Origin of the sequence: Xanthobacter dioxanivorans (genome assembly GCF_016807805.1) — a bacterium.
GTDB lineage: Bacteria > Pseudomonadota > Alphaproteobacteria > Rhizobiales > Xanthobacteraceae > Xanthobacter > Xanthobacter dioxanivorans.
The window spans coordinates 3168737-3189189 of the sequence record NZ_CP063362.1; the positions used below are offsets into that span (position 1 = coordinate 3168737).

Annotated in this window: 20 protein-coding genes and 1 pseudogene; 11 read left to right on the forward strand and 10 right to left on the reverse strand. The window is 68.6% G+C overall.

The annotated features are described in order from the left end of the window. Window positions 1-98: 98 nt before the first annotated feature. On the forward strand, window positions 99-443 hold the full coding sequence (locus EZH22_RS14785) for a hypothetical protein (RefSeq protein WP_203191345.1): 345 nt from the start codon (window positions 99-101) through the stop codon (window positions 441-443). A gap of 55 nt (window positions 444-498) precedes the next feature. Here the strand turns inward: EZH22_RS14785 and uvrB are convergent, their stop codons facing one another. Next, window positions 499-3096: an excinuclease ABC subunit UvrB gene (gene uvrB / locus EZH22_RS14790; protein ID WP_203191346.1), complete on the reverse strand. Its 2598-nt coding sequence runs from the start codon at window positions 3094-3096 to the stop codon at window positions 499-501. 45 nt (window positions 3097-3141) lie between these two features. After that, window positions 3142-3819: a hypothetical protein gene (locus tag EZH22_RS14795; protein WP_203191347.1), complete on the reverse strand. Its 678-nt coding sequence runs from the start codon at window positions 3817-3819 to the stop codon at window positions 3142-3144. A 232-nt stretch (window positions 3820-4051) separates the two neighbouring features. Between EZH22_RS14795 and EZH22_RS14800 the strand changes: the two genes are divergently transcribed. Beyond that, window positions 4052-4414, forward strand: a complete 363-nt coding sequence (locus tag EZH22_RS14800; RefSeq protein WP_203191348.1) for a DMT family protein — start codon at window positions 4052-4054, stop codon at window positions 4412-4414. Between the two features lie 4 nt (window positions 4415-4418). Here EZH22_RS14800 and EZH22_RS14805 read toward each other — a convergent pair whose 3' ends face one another. The 5 genes from EZH22_RS14805 to EZH22_RS14825 all read right to left on the reverse strand — a co-directional run bounded on the left by EZH22_RS14805 (window position 4419) and on the right by EZH22_RS14825 (window position 9313). After that, window positions 4419-5204, reverse strand: coding sequence for a hypothetical protein (locus EZH22_RS14805; protein WP_203191349.1), 786 nt, complete (start codon window positions 5202-5204; stop codon window positions 4419-4421). Window positions 5205-5307: 103 nt separating this feature from the next. Beyond that, the gene (locus tag EZH22_RS14810) at window positions 5308-6672 is read right to left on the reverse strand and encodes an 8-oxoguanine deaminase (protein ID WP_203191350.1); all 1365 of its coding nucleotides are present in this window, start codon (window positions 6670-6672) and stop codon (window positions 5308-5310) included. A gap of 99 nt (window positions 6673-6771) precedes the next feature. Further along, complete coding sequence (locus EZH22_RS14815; protein ID WP_231710968.1) at window positions 6772-8061, reverse strand: PQQ-dependent sugar dehydrogenase; 1290 nt, start codon at window positions 8059-8061, stop codon at window positions 6772-6774. Then, a complete protein-coding gene (locus EZH22_RS14820) occupies window positions 8036-8425 on the reverse strand; it encodes a hypothetical protein (protein WP_203191351.1) in 390 nt (129 codons plus the stop codon). The genes EZH22_RS14815 and EZH22_RS14820 overlap by 26 nt, the downstream gene beginning before the upstream one ends. Window positions 8426-8656: 231 nt before the next feature. After that, on the reverse strand, window positions 8657-9313 hold the full coding sequence (locus tag EZH22_RS14825) for a glutathione S-transferase family protein (protein WP_408647602.1): 657 nt from the start codon (window positions 9311-9313) through the stop codon (window positions 8657-8659). 240 nt (window positions 9314-9553) lie between these two features. Here EZH22_RS14825 and EZH22_RS14830 point away from each other — a divergent pair, with 240 nt between their 5' ends. The 5 genes from EZH22_RS14830 (at window position 9554) to msrP (ending at window position 13842) form a co-directional block, all read left to right on the forward strand. Next, entirely contained in the window at window positions 9554-10756 is a 1203-nt protein-coding gene (locus tag EZH22_RS14830; protein WP_203191352.1) for a pyridoxal phosphate-dependent aminotransferase, read from the forward strand. 135 nt (window positions 10757-10891) lie between these two features. Beyond that, window positions 10892-11365, forward strand: a complete 474-nt coding sequence (locus EZH22_RS14835; RefSeq protein ID WP_203191353.1) for a DUF992 domain-containing protein — start codon at window positions 10892-10894, stop codon at window positions 11363-11365. 250 nt (window positions 11366-11615) lie between these two features. After that, entirely contained in the window at window positions 11616-12113 is a 498-nt protein-coding gene (locus EZH22_RS14840; RefSeq protein ID WP_203191354.1) for a DUF992 domain-containing protein, read from the forward strand. A gap of 138 nt (window positions 12114-12251) precedes the next feature. After that, window positions 12252-12743 carry a DUF992 domain-containing protein gene (locus EZH22_RS14845; protein WP_203191355.1) on the forward strand — a complete coding sequence of 164 codons (492 nt, stop codon included), beginning with the start codon at window positions 12252-12254 and terminating at the stop codon, window positions 12741-12743. Window positions 12744-12873: 130 nt separating this feature from the next. Continuing rightward, window positions 12874-13842: a protein-methionine-sulfoxide reductase catalytic subunit MsrP gene (gene msrP, locus EZH22_RS14850; RefSeq protein ID WP_203191356.1), complete on the forward strand. Its 969-nt coding sequence runs from the start codon at window positions 12874-12876 to the stop codon at window positions 13840-13842. Window positions 13843-13910: 68 nt separating this feature from the next. Here msrP and EZH22_RS14855 read toward each other — a convergent pair whose 3' ends face one another. Then, window positions 13911-15194, reverse strand: coding sequence for a type III PLP-dependent enzyme domain-containing protein (locus tag EZH22_RS14855; protein ID WP_408647604.1), 1284 nt, complete (start codon window positions 15192-15194; stop codon window positions 13911-13913). 329 nt (window positions 15195-15523) lie between these two features. Here EZH22_RS14855 and EZH22_RS14860 point away from each other — a divergent pair, with 329 nt between their 5' ends. From EZH22_RS14860 to EZH22_RS14875, 4 genes are all read left to right on the forward strand, one after another. Then, entirely contained in the window at window positions 15524-16054 is a 531-nt protein-coding gene (locus EZH22_RS14860) for a hypothetical protein (RefSeq protein WP_203191357.1), read from the forward strand. Between the two features lie 17 nt (window positions 16055-16071). Further along, window positions 16072-16767, forward strand: a complete 696-nt coding sequence (locus tag EZH22_RS14865) for a ribonuclease T2 family protein (RefSeq protein ID WP_203196554.1) — start codon at window positions 16072-16074, stop codon at window positions 16765-16767. A gap of 17 nt (window positions 16768-16784) precedes the next feature. Continuing rightward, the gene (locus EZH22_RS14870) at window positions 16785-17633 is read left to right on the forward strand and encodes a 23S rRNA (adenine(2030)-N(6))-methyltransferase RlmJ (protein WP_203191358.1); all 849 of its coding nucleotides are present in this window, start codon (window positions 16785-16787) and stop codon (window positions 17631-17633) included. Between the two features lie 79 nt (window positions 17634-17712). Then, window positions 17713-18312, forward strand: coding sequence for a glutathione S-transferase N-terminal domain-containing protein (locus tag EZH22_RS14875; protein WP_203191359.1), 600 nt, complete (start codon window positions 17713-17715; stop codon window positions 18310-18312). A gap of 100 nt (window positions 18313-18412) precedes the next feature. Here the strand turns inward: EZH22_RS14875 and EZH22_RS14880 are convergent, their stop codons facing one another. Further along, the gene (locus EZH22_RS14880; RefSeq protein WP_203191360.1) at window positions 18413-18802 is read right to left on the reverse strand and encodes a DUF1236 domain-containing protein; all 390 of its coding nucleotides are present in this window, start codon (window positions 18800-18802) and stop codon (window positions 18413-18415) included. Between the two features lie 184 nt (window positions 18803-18986). After that, window positions 18987-20422 (reverse strand): annotated as a pseudogene (locus EZH22_RS14885) (aspartate aminotransferase family protein). Window positions 20423-20453 lie beyond the last annotated feature (31 nt).

The following is a 20453-nucleotide window of genomic DNA, read 5'->3' on the forward strand; positions in this document are numbered from 1 at the left end:
TCACCACGCGTTTTCCCGCCCGGCCGCAGGCGGAGAGGATGGGCAGGAGGACGCGAGCGCCCAGGCACGCCTTGCCAACCGAGATGAGGACCGTCGCCATGACAGGACAGCCGCAGCCTCGCGCCCATGCTTCCGGAACCGCGGCCGAAGGCGCGCCGGCCGCAAGAGGCGGGCTGGCGCAACGGCGTCGCCACGTCGTCCTGCGCAAGGGAGCGCTCGGCGCCGGCTCGGCCGGTGCCGGTGCCGTCGGAGCGGTGGCTGTCGGCGCATTGGTGGTTGGGGCGCTGACGGTCGGCGCCCTGGCGATCGGCGCGCTCGCCATCGGCCGCCTGCGCATCGGACGGGCACGCATCGTCCGCCTGGAGATCGACGAACTGGTGGTGGGCCGGATGGAAAGGGCCGCCGGCGGCGAAGCGGTGTCACCGCCTCGCCGCCCTCTTTGATCGGTCGCTGCTGATTTCACCGCCTCGATGAAACAAGGCGCCGCACGCCGCTGCCTCACTTCGAGCGGCGGCCGCCTTTCCGGTAGCCCTTGGTTCCGGGATCCGGCCGGGGACCCGGGCGGAAGCTGTCCTCCGCGAGCGGGACGACGCGGTCGGAGCCGGGGCCCATGTCGTCGAGGGAGGGCTTGTGGGCGCGTGTCTCGGGCGGCGCATAGGGCGCCTGCGCCTCGCCCATGCCCTCCGGCTCGGAGCCGCGGGACTTGCCCTTGGCCCCGCCGCGGCCGCGCGGCAACAGGGCGGCGGCGCCTTCCTTCGGCGGCAGGTTGGCTGCCTTGCCGTATTTGCGGGCGCCCCTGTAGCCCCCGGTCTTGTCGTCCACCGCTTCCTGCCGGGCGAGGGGATCGTCCGCCACCGCAAGCTCGGTGGCCTCCAGCCGGCGGATCTCGTCGCGCAGGCGCGCGGCGGTCTCGAAGTCGAGGTCGGCGGCGGCGGCGCGCATGCGCTTCTCCAGGTCCGCCATGACCGCCTTGAGATTGTGCCCGAAGGCCGCGCCGTCCTCGGCAAGGCCCGCATCCACCTGCACGTGGTCGCGCTCGTAGACCGAGTTGAGGATGTCGCCGATGGCCTTCTTCACGCTCTCCGGCGTGATGCCGTGCTCGGTATTGTAGGCCACCTGCTTCTCGCGCCGGCGGGAGGTCTCCGCCATGGCCCGCTCCATGGAGCCGGTGACGCGGTCGGCATAGAGGATCACCCGCCCGTCCACGTTGCGGGCGGCGCGGCCGATGGTCTGCACCAGCGAGGTCTCGGAGCGCAGGAAGCCTTCCTTGTCCGCGTCGAGGATGGCCACCAGCCCGCATTCGGGGATGTCGAGGCCCTCGCGCAGCAGGTTGATGCCGATGAGCACGTCGAACGCCCCGAGGCGCAGGTCGCGGATGATCTCGATGCGCTCGATGGTGTCGATGTCCGAATGCATGTAGCGCACGCGGATGCCGTTCTCGTGCAGGTATTCGGTGAGGTCCTCGGCCATGCGCTTGGTGAGCACCGTGACCAGCGTGCGGTAGCCCTTGGCCGCCACGGCGCGGACCTCGCCGAGGAGGTCGTCCACCTGGGTACGCGCCGGGCGCACCTCCACCGGCGGGTCGATGAGGCCGGTGGGACGGATGACCTGCTCCACGAACACGCCACCGGTCTTCTCCATCTCCCAGGTGCCGGGGGTGGCGGAGACGTGCACGGTCTGCGGCCGCATGGCCTCCCATTCCTCGAAGCGCAGCGGCCGGTTGTCCATGCAGCTGGGCAGGCGGAAGCCGTATTCGGCCAGCGTCGCCTTGCGGCGGAAGTCGCCGCGATACATGGCGCCGATCTGCGGGATGGTGACGTGGCTCTCGTCGATGAAGACGAGGGCGTTGTCCGGCACGTACTCGAACAGGGTGGGCGGCGGCTCGCCGGGCTTCCTGCCGGTGAGCCAGCGGGAATAGTTCTCGATGCCGGCGCAGCTGCCCGTCGCCTCCATCATCTCCAGGTCGTAGCGGGTGCGCTGCTCCAGCCGCTGGGCTTCCAGCAGGCGGCCCATCTTGTAGAGCTCGTCGAGGCGCATTTTCAGCTCGGCCTTGATGCCGGAAATGGCCTGGATCAGCGTCGGGCGCGGGGTGACATAGTGGGAGGCGGCGTAGACGCGCACGCTCTTCATGTCGCCGCTCTTGTGCCCGGTGAGTGGATCGAACTCGGCGATGCTCTCCACCTCGTCGCCGAACAGGGAGACGCGCCAGGCGCGGTCCTCGTAGTGGGCGGGGAAGATCTCCACGCTGTCGCCGCGCACCCGGAAGGTGCCGCGGGCGAAATCGGACTGAATGCGCTTGTATTGCAGGGCCACGAGGTCGGCGAGGAGGGCGCGCTGGTCGATGCGCTCGCCCACCTTGATGTCGAAGGTCATGGCCGAATAGGTCTCGACCGAGCCGATGCCGTAGATGCACGACACCGAGGCGACGATGATCACGTCGTCGCGCTCCAGCAGCGAGCGGGTGGCCGCATGGCGCATGCGGTCGATCTGCTCGTTGATGGAAGATTCCTTCTCGATATAGGTATCGGTGCGCGGAACGTAGGCTTCCGGCTGGTAGTAGTCGTAGTAGGAGACGAAATATTCCACCGCATTGTCGGGGAAAAAGCTCTTGAACTCGCCGTAGAGCTGCGCCGCCAGCGTCTTGTTGGGGGCGAGCACGATGGCCGGGCGCTGGAGCTGCTCGATCACCTTGGCCATGGTGAAGGTCTTGCCCGAGCCGGTGACGCCGAGCAGCACCTGGTCGCGCTCGCCGGCCTCAGCCTGCGCGCACAGCTCGGCGATGGCCTGGGGCTGGTCGCCGGCGGGCTCGAAGTCGCTCTTCATGGTGAAGTGGACGCCGCCCTCGGACTTTTCCGGGCGGGGCGGGCGATGGGGCATCCAGGTCTGGCCGTTGACCTCGGGCCGTCCCTCCTCGATCAGCCGCGAGAGCGCCTGCACGGTGGCGGATGCTCCCGCCGATTCGAAATCGAGCGAGAGCGCTCCCGGCTCGAGCCCGAGGGACTGGGCGAGCGCGGGATCAAGCGCCTGCTGGGGCGCCGGCTCGAAGTGACGCTGGGAGCGCTCTCCGAGCTTGCCGGGACGGGATGCTTTGGCCATGGGGGGAATATGGGCCGCGCCACCCCGGCTCGCAACGCCGTGCACCTACCGCGGGATCGTTTCCACGGCGCCGACCATCTGCTTGCCGTCAAACGAGAGGTTGTAGGCGCGCTTGAGCTGAGCCTTGATCTTCGGCTCCAGGGCTTTCAGCTTGATCGCAAGGTCGGCGGAGAAGCCCGCGTCCCGCTTCACCCCGAAATGCACGTCTCCCAGGTAAACCGCGCGGATCTGGTAGACCGCGCGGGCGGAGCGTTCGCTCATATAGGCTGCGGCGCAGCCCCGCCGGGACACGAGCTGGCTGAAGACGGCGTTGGCCTGTTCCTGAGATACATAGCGCTTCACGACCCGGGTCAATTTGAGTTCGTAATAGTCCGAAAGGGAGCCCTGCAATTCCGCCGACACCACCGACAATTTGAGGCCCGATACGCCGCCGCTGACCGAAAACGTCGAGAGCAGGTCGATGTCGGCGACGGTGCTTTCATCCTGATACGAAATGCCCTTCAAGAGGCTCGCCGGCATGTCGCACAAGAGCGCGATCGACACCGGTCCCTGACCGTTCGATCCCGCCCGATCGTAGGACGTGTAGAGATAGGCGGCCCGAATTCCGGTTTCCGGAGGGGAGACGGCGCGGGCACCGAAGGGAACGCCGCCGGCGCACCCGGCGAGGCCGAAGCCGAGTCCAAGAGCCGCCATCAAAGGATATTTATTCATGATTGCCCCCAATCAATGATTTCAACTTTTAGTTGTGACAGATTCGCGCGCACGGTCAACGCGAGACGGGGGCTCATCTCCCTCTTTGATTGTGTGTGATAAATTTGCATCCATGAGTGGCGATCGCCGCACGGACGCCGCCGGGGAAACGCGTGCATGGGAGAAGCAACAGGGACGGCCCGCATGGTCGCAACGACCCTGATGGTCCATCATGCAGGCCGGTTAATCGTCCTGAAGCTGCCCCATGCCCTCCCTGACGTCTCTCCTGCCACCGCAGATCCTGCCCATCGTCATGCTGGTCGCCTCGAACGTCTTCATGACGTTCGCCTGGTACGGCCACCTCAAGCACAAGTCGTCACCACTGCTCATCGCCATCGTGGCAAGCTGGGGCATTGCATTTTTCGAGTATTGCCTCGCCGTTCCGGCCAACCGCTTCGGCTCGGAAGTCTATTCCACGGCGCAGCTCAAGACGATGCAGGAGGTCATCACCCTGCTTGTCTTTGCCGGTTTCTCCGTGCTCTACCTGAAGGAGCCGCTGGGCTGGAATCACCTCGTGGGCTTCGCCTTCATCGCCGGCGGCGCCTTCTTCATCTTCCACAAATTCTGAGGGTCTATTCCCCGAGCGCCCGGCGCACCAGCGCCTCCACCTGGCCCACCGGCGCCTTCAGCCAGTCGTAGCCCGCGGGGATCTGTGCTTCCGCCAACTGCTCGGCGAAGCGCCCCACGTGACGCCGCGGATCGGCGCGGAACTGCGGCTGCGCCATGAAGAACTGCACCGACACGGTCGAGCAGGGATGCTTGGAGGCGGCCGAGAGATATTTCGGCACCTTCTTCGGCGGCCACCAGAATTTCCCGAAGCGCCGGTCGGCGTGATAGTGCTCGAATAGCCGGCCGTAGCCGTGCCAGTTCAGGGCGCGGCCGGTCACGGCGTAGTTGTTGGTGTAGATCACACGCTCGAGCGGGCGCAGCTCGATGATCGGATCGTACTGCGAGGCTTCGTAGGTGGTAAGCTGCGGGCCCACTAGGATCGACCCCCACCAGATGCCGTTCAGCGGCCGCGGGCAGGCGGCGGCCAGTTCCTCGAACAGGCTTGGCGCCAGCCAGTCGTCGTCGTCCACGAAGACGACGAGGTCGTCCTTCGCCGGCGTCGTGGCGCGCAGGGCCACGTGCGACATCACTTCGGCGCCGCGCACGGCGGAGAAGCTGGCACGGGAGAGCGCGGCGATCTCGTGGCGGAAGGTGCGGTAGTCCACCTTCAAGGCGCGGTCCCACAAGGCAATGAAGTCCACCAGCAGGTTTTCGTCGATGCCATGGCGCCTGAGGAAGCGCCGGGTGTCGTCCTCGGTCAGGGCCAGCCAGTCGGGGCTGTGTCGCACCGCGACGATGCGTTTACCCATGGTCCACTCCGTTACGCCCCCGCGGTGCCGGCGGCGCCCGTTCCGGCGCGCCCCTCGCATCCGGGTCGCCGGAAGCCAGACCGTTCCGCGCGGGCGTGTCTTATCAAGCGCCGGCTTGGCGCGCCAGTTCGGCGGCCATGGCGTTGTGCCGCGCCACCGTCGCGGCAACATCGATGGTCAGAAGCCGGCCGTCCCGCACCACCACCTCTCCGTTGATGACGCTCAGGGCCACCTGCTGCGGCTGGCAGAACAGCAGCGCCGCCACCGGGTCGTGCAGCGCGCCGGCATAGGGCAGGGCGGACATGTCGAAGGCGACGAAGTCCGCCGCCATGTCGGGCGCGAGGGCGCCGATGTCGTCGCGCCGCAACACCCGCGCGCCGCCGAGGGTGGCCATTTCGAGGGCGCCGCGCGCGCTCATGGCATCGGGCCCGTTGGCCACGCGCTGGAGCAGCATGGCCTGCCGGGCCTCCCCCAGCAGGTGGCCCCCGTCGTTGGAGGCGGAGCCGTCCACGCCGAGGCCGACCCGGATCCCCTCGGCGCGGAAGCGATGGACCGGGGCGATGCCGGAGCCAAGGCGCATGTTGGAGCACGGGCAATGGGCGATGCCCGTGCCGGTGCGGGCGAACAGGGAGATGCCCGGCTCGTCCAGCTTCACGCAGTGGGCGTGCCACACGTCCGGCCCCACCCAGTCGAGCTCCCGCACGTAGTCCGTCGGGCTCATGCCCAGGGTCTGGTGGGAGAACAGGACGTCCGAATCGTTCTCGGCGAGATGGGTGTGCAGCGTCAGGTCGTGGCTGCGGGCGAGGCGCGCGGTCTCGCGCATGAGGTCCCGGCTCACGGTGAACGGCGAGCACGGGGCGAGAACGATCCGCAGCATGGAGAAGCGGGCGGGGTCGTGATAGGCGCCGATGAGGCGCTCGGCATCCCGCATCACGAAGCCCTCGTCCTCCACCACCCGGTCCGGTGGCAGGCCGCCCTTGCTCTCGCCGACGCTCATGGAGCCGCGGGCGGCGTGGAAGCGCATGCCGATCTGCCGTGCGGCGCGGATCGAATCGTCGAGCCGGCAGCCGTTCGGATAGATGTAGAGGTGATCGGACGTGGTGGTGCAGCCGGACAGGATCAGCTCGGCCATGGCGGTGAGGGTGGAGGTCTCCACCATCGCCGGGGTCAGGCCGGCCCACAGCGGGTAGAGGGTGCGCAGCCAGGTGAAGAGCTCCCCGTCCTGCGCCGCGGGCACGGCCCGGGTCAGGCTCTGCACCATGTGGTGGTGGGTGTTGACGAGGCCGGGCAGCACCACGTGGCCCGACAGGTCGATGACGGTGTCGGCGCCTTGCGGCAGCTCGGCGTCGCGGCCTACCGCCACGATCCGCCCGTTCTCGGCATAGAGGCCGCCGCCGGGGATCTCCCGCCGCTCCCCGTCCATGGTGACGAGCACGAGGGCATTCCTGGCGAGGAGGGTGGCGGGCATGGCAACTCCGGCGGGCGGCCGCAGCACGGCTGCGGTTCATGGCGTCCGCCGGCGATCTTAAGGGGCGGCCCGGCGAAGAAAAGCGCGCTTGTGGAAGGCTCAGTCCCGGGCGCGGGCCGGCACCACGCGCAGGATCTCGCCGGTGTCGTCGGTGGCGAGCCACAGGGCTCCGTCAGGCCCCTGCCGCACGTCGCGGATGCGCTTGCCGAGGGGCAGGCGTTCCTCGCCGATGACCGCGCCGTCGCGCACCTTCACCTCCAGCAGCGCCTGCCCGGCCAGCGCTCCCACGAAGAGCTGGCCCTTGAAGGCCGGCAGGAGGTCGGCCGAATAGAAGGCGGCCCCGGAGGGGGCGATGGAGGGGTCCCAGTAGAACAGGGGCTGCTCCATGCCCTCCTTGCTGGGTCCCACACCGATCTTCGCTCCGGAATAGTGCCGGCCGTAGCCGATGACGGGCCAGCCGTAGTTCTTTCCTGCCTCCGGCCGGTTCACTTCGTCGCCGCCGCGCGGGCCGTGCTCCACCGTCCACAGCCGGCCGGTGGCGGGCTCGATGACGGCGGCCTGCACGTTGCGATGGCCATAGCTGAAGATCTCCGGCCGCGCGCCGGGGCGGTCGCGGAAGGGGTTGTCCGCCGGAATGCCACCATCCGGCGCGATGCGCACCACCTTGCCGAGGGTGGTGGACAGGTCCTGCGCCTTGTCCATGAGGTCGAAGCGCTCGCCCAGGGTGACGAACAGCGTGCCGTCCGGCGCGAAGACGAGGCGTGAGCCGAAATGGTTGCCGCCCGAATGGGCCGGCTGCTGGCGGAAGATGACCGTGAGGTCGGCGAGGCGCGCGGCGTCCTCCGAGAGGCGGGCGCGGGCGACGGCGGTCGCCGCGCCATCCGGGCGCGGTTCCGCGAAGCTGAGATAGATGAGGCGGTTGGTGGTGAAATTCGGATCCAGGATCACGTCGAGGAGGCCGCCCTGTCCGCGCGCCGCCACCTGCGGCACGCCCGCCACGGGCGGGCCGATACGGCCGGCCGCGTCCACCACCCGCAGCCGTCCCGCCCGCTCGGTCACGAGGATACGGCGGTCGGGCAGGAAGGCGAGGCTCCAGGGATGCTCCAGCCCGGCAGCAAACGGCACCACGCGGATGGTTTCGCCGGCGAAGCTCCGGGTTTCCTGCGCCTGCGCCGCTGCGGAAACGGCCCAGACGGCGATCAGCGCAAGGAGGGCGAGCAGCAAAGCGAGGGTGGTGATTCGGGCGCGGCGACCGAGGCGGGACGGCGGGGCGGCGGTCCTGTGGTCCCGACGGATGCGCGCGGACGCGACACCCGGCGGGACGATGCGATTGAGGGGAACCGGGCGCAGCCGCGCCGCCGGCTCAGCGGGACCGGATGCGCGTCGCATGAGTCCCGGCGGCGTCGCCGCGGGCGATGCGGGCCCGGGCCACGCGCACGGCCGCCCGCCGGGCAACGAGCAGGGCCGTGCCGATGGCCGCCAGCGCCAGCAGCACCGCGGAATTGTCCATGACGCCGTTGACGATGAGCTGGCTCGCGGCGGCGGCGTGCTCGGCGCTGAGGACGAAGGCGACAGCGCCGATGGCGAGCATGAGGGCGAAGGTGAGGGCGGCCTGGGCGACGGCGTCGCCGAGCTTGTGGGCACGCACCGCGCGCGCCAGCACGTCCGGATCGGCGGAGGAGCGCGTTGCGCCCGGGTCGTCCAGGCGGCCCAGGGTGAAGTGTCCCATTTCCACGGCACTGTGTCCGGACATGATGATCTCGCTCGGGATGAACGTGACTTCGTAACGTCAAGGGGCGCGAATCAGTTCCGCCCATGCCCGCAAACGTGCCGAAGAATCGTGGCCAGACAGCGGCTTGGCCCGAGGCGAAGATGGCAAGATGATGTCAGCCGCTCACGGAAATGCGAGTCGTCCCCGCTGTTTTGCCCGCGGTTCCGCTCCGCCGGGGGCGCGTTCGGGCCGCACGCGTCGGCAAGACCCGGCCTATGCCGCCGCCGCCGCGGGGCGCCAGTCCATGTCCACGTGGCCGGGCTCCGCAGCCACGCGCGCCAGCCAGGCGCGCACATGGGGCAGGGCCGCGAGGGAGAAGTCGCCTTCCTCGGCCACGTGGGTATGGGCATAGAGCGCGATGTCCGCGATGGTCGGGCGGTCGCCCACGAAGAAGCGCCGTCCCTCCAGGTGCCGCTCCATGACGCGCAGGGCGGCGTAGCCTTCCTCCATCCAGCGGTCCACGTCGTGGGTCCGCAGGTCCCGCCCGCCGCGCACCTGGCGGAGCCAGAAGCGGGCGGTGGCGATCCCCGGCTCGTGGCTGTTCTGCTCGAAGAACATCCAGCGCAGGGTCTCCGCCCGCTCGAACGGGTCTTCGGGCAGGAAGGGCGTGCCGTCGGCCAGGTAGAACAGGATGGCATTCGATTCGGCGAGCATGCGCCCGCCGACCGCGAGCAGGGGCACCCGGCCCTCCGGGTTCATGGCGAGGAATTCGGGGGTGCGGTTCTCGCCGGCGAAGATGTCCACCTCGACGAGGCGGAACGCGCGGGCGAGCCGCGCCAGCATCAGGCGCACCTTGTAGGAATTGCCCGAGGACTGCGTCGAATAGAGCGTCAGCACCTGTCCCGTCTCCTCGCCCCGCGTGCCGCGCATGTGGCGGGCCGCAGGCTTCGCCGCAAGGCCTGCGGGGCGGCCCGTCGTTCCATCACGCGCGCGTGCCCGCACATTCACGATCCTTGCTTGTTTGCGCGCAAGGGCTGAACTAGTGTCCGCCCGCGCCGGCCCTTGCCGGTGCGCGATGCTGACGCGCGTCCTGCCGATGCAGCATTCCTCAACGTTCTGCCCCTCCGCCGGCCCCCCCGTGCGGCAGGGCGTGTCCGGAGCCTCAAGGCCATGAGCCTCATCTCGTCCGCACTGAAGCGCATCAATCCCTCCCCCACCATCGCCATCTCCAACAAGGCGCGGGAGCTGAAGGCGGCGGGGCGGGACATCATCGCGCTCTCGGCCGGCGAGCCGGACTTCGACACGCCCGACAACATCAAGGAAGCGGCCATCGCCGCCATCCGCCGGGGCGAGACCAAGTACACCGCCGTGGACGGCATTCCCGAGCTGAAGGCCGCCATCTGCCGCAAGTTCAAGCGCGACAACGACCTCACCTACAAGCCCTCGCAGGTGTCCGTGGGCACGGGCGGCAAGCAGGTGCTGTTCAACGCCCTGGTGGCCACCATTGACCCCGGCGACGAGGTGGTCATCCCTGCGCCCTACTGGGTGAGCTATCCGGACATCGTGGAATTCTGCGGCGGCAAGCCGGTTCCGGCCATGACCCGGCTCGAGGACAATTTCAAGCTCAAGCCCGAGGTGCTGGAGGCGGCCATCACGCCGAAGACCAAGTGGCTGATCTTCAATTCCCCGTCCAACCCTTCCGGCGCGGCCTACACTTTCGGCGAGCTGAAGGCGCTCACCGACGTGCTGGTGAAGCATCCCCAAGTGTGGATCCTCACCGACGACATGTACGAGCACCTCGTCTATGACGACTTCAAGTTCGTCACCCCGGCGCAGGTGGAGCCGCGGCTCTACGACCGCACGCTGACCATGAACGGCGTGTCGAAGACCTATTGCATGACCGGCTGGCGGATCGGCTACGCGGCTGGCCCCGAGGTCCTCATCAAGGCCATGGGCACGCTGCAGTCCCAGTCCACGTCCAACCCTTCCTCCATCGCCCAGTGGGCGGCGCTGGAGGCGCTCGACGGGCCGCAGGACTTCATCGCCGCCAACAACAAGGTGTTCAAGGAGCGCCGCGACCTCGTGGTCTCCATGCTGAACCAGACGAAGGGCCTCACCTGCCCCAAGCCGGAGGGGGCATTTTATGTGTTTCCGTCCTGCGCCGGCACCATCGGCAAGACGACGCCCTCGGGCGTGAAGATCGAGACCGACGAGGATTTCGCCACCCAGCTCCTCGAGGCGGAGGGCGTCGCGGTGGTGCACGGCTCGGCGTTCGGCCTCGGCCCGGCCTTCCGCATCTCCTACGCCACCGCCACCTCTGACCTTGAGGAAGCGTGCCGTCGTATTCAGCGCTTCTGCGGCTCACTGGGCTGAAACAGGCACAGTTCAGCCGAAAAAGGAACTTGTGCCCGATTGAAGCGTTGGCGCAGCAGTGAAGTCTGGGCTAAGGCTTCGCTGTCGTCGGGTGCAGGGATCAACCCGCCCGCTTCCTACAGGAGGAACGACATCATGAAGACTGTTCTCAAGGCCGGCCTCGCGGCGGCTGCCCTGCTCGTCGTTGGTGCACTGCCTGCGTCCGCCCAGTCGCGCGTCCAGGTCGGCACGCTGACCTGCAACATGGCGCCGAACGTGGCCTTCATCATCGGCTCCGTGCGCGAGATGAGCTGCCTCTTCCGTCCGGCGGTGCGTGGGGTCAAGCGCAGTTCGTATCAGGGCACCGTCACCCGCGTCGGCCTCGACATCGGCGTGAACGGCCGCGGCACGCTCGTGTGGGCCGTGTTCGCCCCCTCCGCCAAGGTTCCCGCCGGCGCCCTGCGTGGCACCTATGTGGGCGCCGCCGGCTCGGCCTCCATCGGCGTCGGCCTCGGCGCGAACGTGCTGGTCGGCGGCTCGCAGAACACCTTTGCGCTTCAGCCGCTGTCCCTCGAGGGCCAGACCGGCCTCAATCTCGCCCTCGGCGTTTCCGGCCTGACCCTGCGCTGATTCGGCCGCGAACCGCAGCCGGAGCACTCCTGAAAAGTCAGTTCCGCTGCGGCATTCGCGCCGCATGCAGGTTCTCGCCGCGCCCCCTGCCGCAAGGTTGGGGGCGCAGGCGTTTTCAAGGCCCGGTGCGGGTCGCGCCGCATGTGTGGAGGATGGTCCGGGTGGGCGCGGCGGGACGGCCGCAACGTGGCAGTTGCGTCCCGAGGTTCGGCGCCTTAGGTCTGCGCGCACTGAAATTCAGGGGGACCTCATGCGCGCTTGCTTTGCCGCCGTCACCGCTCTTGCCCTGTCCCTCGCCGCTGCCACGACGCCGGCCGCCGCGCAGTCCGCGGCCAAGGTCCAGTCGGGCATGCTGGTCTGCAAGGTGGCCCCTTCCGTCGGCTTCGTTCTCGGCTCCATGCGCGAGATGGTCTGCGAGTTTCGCAATACCAGCGTGCAGCCTTATGTGGTGAAGTCCCGCTACAAGGGGACCATCGCCCGCTTCGGCATCGACATCGGCGTGCTCGCCGCCGACACCCTGGCCTGGGCGGTGTTCGCGCCCACCGCAAATCCGGTCCCCAGCGACATTGCCGGCAGCTATGTGGGTGTCTCGGCGGATGCGGCCTGGACCATCGGCGCCGGGGCCAACGTGCTGCTCGGCGGCTCGAACAACCAGATCGCGCTGCAGACCGTGTCGGTGGAAGGCATGGTCGGCGCGGACGTGGCGGCCGGGATCGCCGACCTCACGCTGATTCTCCTGCCGAACTGATCGGGCAGGCGAGGTTTTTCCGGTCCAGCCGGAAAGATTCACCAAAAAGACCAAAGGGCAGGGCATACTCGATTCGTTCGGAGAGTGGCGCGGGCGCGATTGCGGAGCCCGGCCTCGCTTCGGGCGAAGGGGGAAGAGATGCGCCGCTTTCTGCCGCTCGCGCTTGCCGGGTCAGCCCTCCTGCCGGCCTTGGCCATCGGCGCGGAAGGCATGCCGCAGGTGTCAGCCGGTCTTCTGGAGTGCCGGGGCGAGTTCGCCACCGCGTACGGCTTCGGCTCCACCCGCCGCGTGCGATGCGAGTTCCGCCCCTCCATGGGCGTGAACCATTACTATGCGGGAACCCTCGACAGGATGGGTCTCGATTTCGGGATATCCGACCAGGGCAGCATGCTGTGGGCGGTGTTCGCCACGGCCCCCCAGGTGGAGGCCGGAGCGCTCACAGGCAAGTATGTGGGCCTTTCCACCGGCTTCGCCATCGGCCCCGGCTTTTCTGCCAACCTCCTCGCCTCGCAGGATGCGACGCGGCAGGTGACGCTCCAGCCGCTCAGCGTTTCCGCCGACAGCGGTCTCAGCGTGTCCTTCGCCGGCGCGACCCTGACCTTGGAGCCGTCCTCGCCGAGCCATCGCTGAGCCGCGCGGGTGGCCTCGGGCTCACGGGGGGATTTCGGCCTCACGCGGGATTGAGCCGGCACACGGCCGTTTGAGTTGCCCCGGCGGCCGTGCTCTTCGATCGTGCCGGCGCGATTGGAGACCACACAGCATGCATGTTCGTCGCACGCGCGGATGGGAGCTGCCCTCGTCCTCCGCGACGCCCGAAGCGCTCTATTTTTCCCGGCGAGAGCTGATGGGAGCCGGCGCGGCTCTGCTCGCGGCCGGCGTTGTCGCAGGTCCCGCCGTGGCGCAGCGGGTGGGTGATCTGCCGGACCCCTCCGCCGGCCTCTATCCGGCCGCGCAGAACCCCCGCTATACCCTGGACCGCCCGGTGACGCCGCAGGACAAGTCCAGCGTGGTCAACAATTACTACGAGTTCAGCTACGGCAAGAACGTCGCTCCCTCCATGGGGCGCTTCCAGCGCCGGCCATGGCTGGTGAAGATCGACGGGCTGGTCGAAAAGCCCCAGGAATTCGGTATCGACGACCTGCTGAAAAAGGTGCAGCTGGAAGAGCGGCTCTACCGCCACCGCTGCGTCGAGGCGTGGTCCATGGCGGTGCCCTGGACCGGCTTTCCCATGAAGGACCTCGTCGCCCTGGCCGCCCCCACCTCGGCGGCGAAATATGTGCGGATGGAGACCTTCCTCGATCCGAAGGTCGCGCCGAACCAGAAGGACTTCCGCTTCCCCTGGCCCTACGTGGAGGGCCTGACCCTCGCCGAGGCGACGAACGAGCTCGCCTTCCTCGTCACCGGTGTCTACGGCAAGCCGGCGCCGGGCCAGTATGGCGCACCGCTTCGCCTTGTCACGCCGTGGAAATACGGGTTCAAGTCCATCAAGGGGATCGTCCGCTTCTCGTTCACGGACAAGCAGCCGGTGAGCTTCTGGGAAGAGGTGCAGGGCGGCGAATACGGCTTCTGGGCCAATGTGAACCCGAAGGTGCCCCACCCCCGCTGGAGCCAGGCGAGCGAGGAGGACATCACCACGGGCAACCGCAGGCCCACCTTGCTCTTCAACGGTTACGGCGAATTCGTCGCCGATCTCTACAAGGGCCGCGAGGCGGAGAAGATCTGGTTCTGACGGGGCCTCGCATGCCGCCGGACGGGAGCTTGGGCGGCTCCCGCCGGGCGCCGAAGGCGTCTCTGGCCCTAAGGTTCCACTCCGCCGCGACGCTCCGGCTCGGCGAAGCCCTCCGGGGCGTCGCCTGCCTCGAAGGGCGTGTCCACCTCGACGAAGGTATCTGGATAAAATCCGTTGAAGCGGGTGCGCAGGGACAGGGAATAGGCGCCGATGTGGCCGATCTCGATCCAGTCGCCCGTGTCCACGCTCTCGGGCAGGTAGAAGGGGCGGGACAAGACGTCGACGCTGTCGCAGGTGGCGCCGTAGATGCGGAAGGGCTCCATCTGGTGGGCCCGTCCCGACCGCCGCCGGCGGGCCGGATCGGGAATGTGGCGCACCGGCAGCAGGATCTTGCCGGTCCACGAATCGGAGAGGGAGGACCATATTCCGTCATTGATGTAGAGGCGCTGGCCCTTCTTCAGCAGCACCCGCACGATGACCGAGAAGGCGCGGGCCACGATGACCCGCCCCGGCTCCGCCACCAGCGGCGTGCCGGAAAAGCCGTGCCGCTCGACCGCCCCCATCAGGCCGGAGACGATCTCCCCGAGGGGCGGCATGAGTGGCGCCGGGCGGCGCGGGTCCTGCGCGTAGGCGGCAGGAAAGCCGCCGCCCACGTCGAGGGCGAGGATGGGAACGGCGGCGGCCTCGCGCACATCCGCCGCCGTGGCCACCGCGCGCACGTAGGTGTCCGGGTCCTCCACCTGGCTACCCACGTGGAAGCACAGGCCGCAGCCGATGCCCAGGCCGTGGATGCGCTGGAGCAGCTCCGCCGCATGGCCGGGGGCCGCGCCGAACTTCTTCGACAGTTCGTAGGCGGCATCGCCCCGGGAGGCGATGCGCACGAAAAGGGTGAGGTCTTCCGGGTCGAGGTCGAGGGCGCGCACGATCCGCAGGATCTTGGCCACCTCGTCCTCGTGGTCGAGGGCGGTGGCGCGGATGCGGTAGTGCTCCAGCGCCAGCCGGATATCCGACTGCGCCTTCACCGGATGCATGTAGAGCAGCTCCGCCCCCGGCGCCGCGGCGCGCGCGGCGGCGAACTCGGCGGGGCTGGCCACGTCGAAGGCCGAGATGCCGGCACGGGCCAGCACATCGAGCACCATGGCCTCGCCATTGGTCTTCACCGCATAGGCGGTCTTGCCCGGAAAGGCCTTCAGGAAGGCGCTCGCATCCTCGGCCAGCACCTGCGGTCGGAAGCAGTAGACCGGCTGGTCGGGGCGCAATTCCAGCGCCGCCTCCCGTCCGCTGGAGAAGCGGGGCAGGGCCGGGGTCCCCGATGCGGCGGGCAGGGGCGGGGCGAAGCGGGACTGCGGCATGAACTCTCCCGGCCTGTGGTCCTGGTGCCCGCGGTGGCGCGGGACTCGGGTGCAGCATGCCGGCATTTTCCGGCGAGAGCACGACACGCGGCTGCAATCGGCGACACCGGGCCGCAATTGGGCGGCTCCCCCGGCCCCGCTCGACCGGCGCCCGCTGGCAGGCGGCCGGTTCACCTGCGTCTGGCGCCGGAGCGCCCGGGTGAGGTTAATTTTCTGTCAAGGTGTGGCCGCCGTGCGCTTGACCGGGAAGAAGCGGCGCCGCATCGTCCACCGCAAGTCCGCCTCACCGGGCGGGGCCGGAATCCGGGGGCCGGAAAGTGGAGTGGACCATGGTGGATCGGGCACGGGGCGCGGCGGCGAAGGCGAAGCGCGCGATGGCGCTCGTGCGGAACGCCTGTTCCCGGACGAAGGCGACCGGCGCCGTTGTGGCTGCGGGGATCGCCTGCCTTGCCTTCGGCGGGGTTGGGGAAACGAAGGCGGCGAACCTGCTTGAGTTGAATTTCTGGCTGTCCGGACCGAACTATTCGGGCGTCGTGCCGGCCTGCAACGAGCAGCAGGCGCTCGACCTCATCGCCAGCCGCTTTGCCGAGACCGAGCGCCGGTTCTGGGATTCCACTCTCTCCATTACCGAATTCGTGAAGGTCCACGAGATCGCGTTCCGCCCGTGGGGGCCGCAGTACCAGCCGCGTCGCTACTGCCAGGGCACCATCTACACCAACGATGCCCGCAAGCGCGCCATCTACTATTCCATCATCGAGGATGGCGGCTTCATCGGCGCGACCTGGGGCGTCGAGTGGTGCATCGTCGGGCTCGACCGCAACTATGCCTATGCGCCGTCCTGCAAGATGGCGGGTCCGTGATCTCTCGCCTGCTGCGGATGCGGCGCCCGGCCGGCGGGCCCGCCCTCGCCGTACTCTCGGCCTGCGCGCTCGCCGTGTCCATGCTTGCCTTGTCCATGCTCGCGGTGCCGGCGGCAGCGCAGCAGAACGAGCCGGGCCAGTTCGATTTCTACGTCCTCTCCTTGTCCTGGTCGCCCACCTGGTGCGAGGACCGGGGCGCGCGCGCGGCGAACGAGCCGCAGTGCAGCATCGCGCGGCCATATGCCTTCGTGGTGCACGGCCTGTGGCCGCAATATGAGCGTGGCTTTCCGCAAAACTGCCAGCGTCCGCCGCCTTATGTGCCCAACCCTCTGGTCAGGAGCATGCTCGACGTAATGCCCAGCCGGGGCCTCGTCATTCATGAATGGAAGACGCACGGCACCTGCTCCGGCCTGTCGCCGCAGGGATATTTCGATCTTGTGCGGGCAGCGCGGGAGAAGGTGGTGATTCCGCCGGACTTCGTCCGCCTCGACGATTACCGCACCATCGCGCCGGCCGAGATGGAGGCGGCGTTCCGGGCCGCCAATCCCGGCCTCGCGCCGGACATGATGTCGGTGGAATGCGACCGGCGGCGGCTGAAGGAAGTGCGCATCTGCATGGGCCGCGACCTCGCCTTCCGTGCCTGCCCGGACGTGGACCGGCGCGCCTGCCGCCTGTCGCGCATGGTGATGCCCCCCGTGCGCGGCGGCCGCTGAGGACGCAGTCTTCACCCATGAATTACCGCCACGCCTTCCATGCGGGAAACGCCGCCGACGTGATGAAGCACGCGGCGCTGGCGCGTGTCCTCGCCTATCTCGGCAAGAAGGACGCTCCCTATCGCGTGCTCGACACCCATGCGGGAGCGGGCATCTACGACCTCGACGGCGCCAGCGCCCAGCGCACGCTGGAGGCGGACGGCGGCATCGAGAAGGTGCTCGCGGCGCCCTTGCCTCCGGCGGCGGCAGAGCTTCTCGCCCCCTATCTCGATGCGGTGCGGGCCCTGCGTGCGGGCGGCCGGCGGCTCTATCCCGGATCGCCGGCCCTGGCCCTGGCCCTGTCGCGGCCGCAGGACCGCTTCCTGTTCTGCGAGCTGCACAAGGAAGAGCGGGCGAAGCTGGAGAAGCGGGTGGGGGACGACCCGCGCGTCAAGATCCTCGCCCAGGACGGCTGGCAGGCGCTGTCGGCGCATTTGCCCCCGCGCGAGCGGCGGGGCGTCGTGCTGGTGGATCCGCCGTTCGAGGAGCCGGGCGAGTTCCCGCGCATGGTGGCGGGGCTCGAGGCCGCGCATCTGCGCTTCGCCACCGGCATCTTCATGCTTTGGTATCCCATCAAGGACCTGCGCGCGGTGGATGCGTTCCGCCGGGACGTGGCGCGGCTGCGCCTGCCGAAGACGCTCCGGGTGGAGCTCGACTTCGCCACGGTGCGCACCCTCGATGCCCTGTCGGGCTCCGGGCTCATCATCATCAATCCGCCGTTCACGCTGGCGGAGGAGCTGCGCACGCTCCTCAACGCCCTCGCGCCGCTGCTCTCCCGCGATGGGAAGGGACGGGCACGGGTGTCGTGGTTGACGGCCGAAGGCTGAGCGGCGCGGTTTTCGCTTTTTCCCGATGGCCTTGCGCGCTATCCAGGGGCGCCTTCCCTCTGCCCCTCCGGGACTCCCCATGAAACTGCGCCATTCCCCCACGTCGCCTTTCGTGCGCAAGGTGCGCCTTGCGGCTGCGGTCCTCGGTCAGGCTCTCGAGCTGGAGCCGGCGGACACGCTCGACCCCAATGATTCGCTGCGCCAGCAGAACCCGCTCGGCAAGATCCCCGCCTTGCTGACCGAAGACGGGATGGTGCTGTTCGATTCGCCGGTGATCCTGGCTTACCTCGACCAGCTGGCGGGCGGCGGCCGCATCATCCCGACCGATCCGGCCGCACGCTTCGCCGCCCTGCGGATGGAAGCCTTGGCCGACGGCATGATGGATGCGGGCATCCTGCGGATCTATGAGGGCCGCTTCCGCCCGGCGGAGCGGCACGAGCCCAAGTGGCTGGAGCATCAGGCGCAGAAGATGGAGCGGGCGCTCGACGCCTTCGAAGCGGCGCCGCCCGTTGCTTCCGGCGCCATACATGTGGGCGACATCGCGCTCGGATCCGCTCTCGGCTGGTTTGATTTTCGCTTCGAGGGCAAGTGGCGGGCGGATCGGCCGAAGCTGGTCGCCTGGTTCGACGACTTCGTCGGCCGCTGCCCCGGCTTCGCGGAAACGAAGCCGGTGGGGTGAGCCCCGTGGGGGTTTGCCACGGGACGCCATAAGACCGAGGCGGCCCCGAACTCCGGCACCGCCTCGACGCATCTATTTCAGGTCATGCATCGCTGCTCTGTTACTGGACGATATAGACGACCTTTCGGGTCTTCGGCTCCACGATGACCCGGCGGTCGTTGACCACGGTGTACTCGTACGCATCGTTGTTCGGGATCTCGTAGAGCACGACGTTGGGCGGGAGCGGCTCTCCAACCACCACTTCGCGTTCCACCCGCACCGAGGCGCGACGCTCCTTCATGACATAGGTCCGCACCTCGGGCGGCGGCTCCGCTGCCGCGCCGACGGTGGCCCCCGCGACGCCCCCCACGACCGCTCCCACAGGGCCGCCAACCACCGCCCCTATGGCGGCGCCGCCCACCGCGCCGGTGGCGGTGGAGGCCTGGGCGAAGGCTGCGGAGGGGGCCGCGAGGCCGATCAGAACGGAGCCGATCAGGATTTTGTTGCGCATTTCATTTCTCCTGTTGTGTTCAATCTCAGGAGAAACCCCAGCGCAGCACAATCGTTCCCCCAGGCGAGGAAACGCATGCGCCGAGCTCAAGCAACAGTGGCGGGAAAACGGCGAAAGAATTGAAGGTAAAACTTCAGGGATTGTTTTTCACTCGCCGGATATTTCCATTTCGGCCGCCGCCGGCTCACTCAAAAGCTTCAGCGGTGCGCATCGGGACGCGCGGGATTGGAACCAGCATTCCCCGCTTGTGCAGTTCCGCGTAGGTGAGGTCCAGCACCCGCCAGGCGATGGCGACCAGCTCGTCCGCCTCCTCGTGGGACAGGGTGAACGGCGGGGCGAGGATCATGCCGTCGCGCACGGCGCGCATGATGAGGCCCTCGCGGAAGGAGAAGTCGCGGCAGATGAGGCCGACCGTCCCTTCCTCGGCCGCGAAGGCGGCGCGCGACGCCTTGTCGGGGGTCAGCTCCAGCGCGCCGATGAGGCCCACCATGCGCGCCTCGCCCACGAGCGGATGGTCGGCGAGCTTCAGCCAGCGCTCCTGGAGGTAGGGGCCGATGTCGGTGCGCACCCGCTCCACCAGCTTTTCCTCGTGCATGATCTTCAGGTTGGCCAGCGCCGCCGCGCAGCCGCCGGGATGGCCCGAATAGGTGAAGCCGTGGTTGAAGTCGCCGCCGTGCTCGATGAAGCCTTCGGCGAAGTGGTCGCCCACGATGACGCCGCCCAGCGGGAAATAGCCGGAGGTGACCCCCTTCGCGAAGGTGATGAGGTCCGGCTTCACCCCCATGAGCTGGGCGCCGAACCACTGCCCGGTCCGGCCGAAGCCGCAGATGACCTCGTCGCAGACGAGGAGCACGTCGCGCTCGCGGCAGATCCTCTCCACTTCGGGCCAGTAATTGGCGGGGGAATCACCACGCCGCCCGCGCCCTGGATCGGTTCGCCGATGAAGGCGGCGACGTTCTCCGGCCCGGCCTCGTCGATGGCGCGGGCCACCTCCCGGGCGGCGTAGAGGCCGAAGTCCTCGCGGCTCATCTCGCCGCCCTCGGCCCACCAATAGGGCTGCTGCACGTGGATGATGCCGGGGATGGGCAGGCCGCCCTGGGCATGCATGGGCTTCATTCCGCCAAGGGAGGCCCCGCCCATGGTGGAGCCATGGTAGCCGTTGCGCCGCGAGATGAAGATGGACTTCTCCGGCTTGCCCAGCGCCGCCCAGTAGTGGCGCACCATGCGCAGCACCGTGTCCACCGCCTCCGACCCGCCGGAGGTGAAGAAGACACGGTTCATGTGCGCCGGAGCCACCTCGGAGATGGCCGCGGCGAGCTCGGCTGCGCCCGGATGGGTGGTCTTGAAGAAGGTGTTGTAATAATCGAGCTGGTAGAGCTGGTGGGCGATGGCGTCGACGATGGACCTGCGCCCGTGCCCCACCTGCGAGCACCACAGGCCCGACATGCCGTCGAGGATCCTGTTGCCCTCGCTGTCATAGACATAGACCCCCTCGGCCCGGGTGATCACCCGCACCCCCTCGGCGTTCAGCGCCTTGGTGTCGGAGAAGGGGTGCAGGTGATGCGCCGCATCCAGCGCGCGCCAGTGGGCGGTGGAGTTGGACAGGGGGACGGACGTCACGATGGCGATGCTCCTTTGGAACCGGAAGATT

Coding starts and splice junctions, on each gene's coding strand:
- uvrB (WP_203191346.1), bottom strand. CDS start 3,096: ATGGCCAAAGCATCCCGTCCCGGCAAGCTCGGAGAGCGCTCCCAGCGT.
- EZH22_RS14820 (WP_203191351.1), bottom strand. CDS start 8,425: ATGTCCGGACACAGTGCCGTGGAAATGGGACACTTCACCCTGGGCCGC.
- EZH22_RS14810 (WP_203191350.1), bottom strand. CDS start 6,672: ATGCCCGCCACCCTCCTCGCCAGGAATGCCCTCGTGCTCGTCACCATG.
- EZH22_RS14800 (WP_203191348.1), top strand. CDS start 4,052: ATGCCCTCCCTGACGTCTCTCCTGCCACCGCAGATCCTGCCCATCGTC.
- EZH22_RS14835 (WP_203191353.1), top strand. CDS start 10,892: ATGAAGACTGTTCTCAAGGCCGGCCTCGCGGCGGCTGCCCTGCTCGTC.
- EZH22_RS14825 (WP_408647602.1), bottom strand. CDS start 9,313: ATGCGCGGCACGCGGGGCGAGGAGACGGGACAGGTGCTGACGCTCTAT.
- EZH22_RS14865 (WP_203196554.1), top strand. CDS start 16,072: ATGCGGCGCCCGGCCGGCGGGCCCGCCCTCGCCGTACTCTCGGCCTGC.
- msrP (WP_203191356.1), top strand. CDS start 12,874: ATGCATGTTCGTCGCACGCGCGGATGGGAGCTGCCCTCGTCCTCCGCG.
- EZH22_RS14785 (WP_203191345.1), top strand. CDS start 99: ATGACAGGACAGCCGCAGCCTCGCGCCCATGCTTCCGGAACCGCGGCC.
- EZH22_RS14815 (WP_231710968.1), bottom strand. CDS start 8,061: ATGCGACGCGCATCCGGTCCCGCTGAGCCGGCGGCGCGGCTGCGCCCG.
- EZH22_RS14860 (WP_203191357.1), top strand. CDS start 15,524: ATGGTGGATCGGGCACGGGGCGCGGCGGCGAAGGCGAAGCGCGCGATG.
- EZH22_RS14870 (WP_203191358.1), top strand. CDS start 16,785: ATGAATTACCGCCACGCCTTCCATGCGGGAAACGCCGCCGACGTGATG.
- EZH22_RS14855 (WP_408647604.1), bottom strand. CDS start 15,194: ATGCCGCAGTCCCGCTTCGCCCCGCCCCTGCCCGCCGCATCGGGGACC.
- EZH22_RS14830 (WP_203191352.1), top strand. CDS start 9,554: ATGAGCCTCATCTCGTCCGCACTGAAGCGCATCAATCCCTCCCCCACC.
- EZH22_RS14875 (WP_203191359.1), top strand. CDS start 17,713: ATGAAACTGCGCCATTCCCCCACGTCGCCTTTCGTGCGCAAGGTGCGC.
- EZH22_RS14880 (WP_203191360.1), bottom strand. CDS start 18,802: ATGCGCAACAAAATCCTGATCGGCTCCGTTCTGATCGGCCTCGCGGCC.
- EZH22_RS14805 (WP_203191349.1), bottom strand. CDS start 5,204: ATGGGTAAACGCATCGTCGCGGTGCGACACAGCCCCGACTGGCTGGCC.
- EZH22_RS14840 (WP_203191354.1), top strand. CDS start 11,616: ATGCGCGCTTGCTTTGCCGCCGTCACCGCTCTTGCCCTGTCCCTCGCC.
- EZH22_RS14845 (WP_203191355.1), top strand. CDS start 12,252: ATGCGCCGCTTTCTGCCGCTCGCGCTTGCCGGGTCAGCCCTCCTGCCG.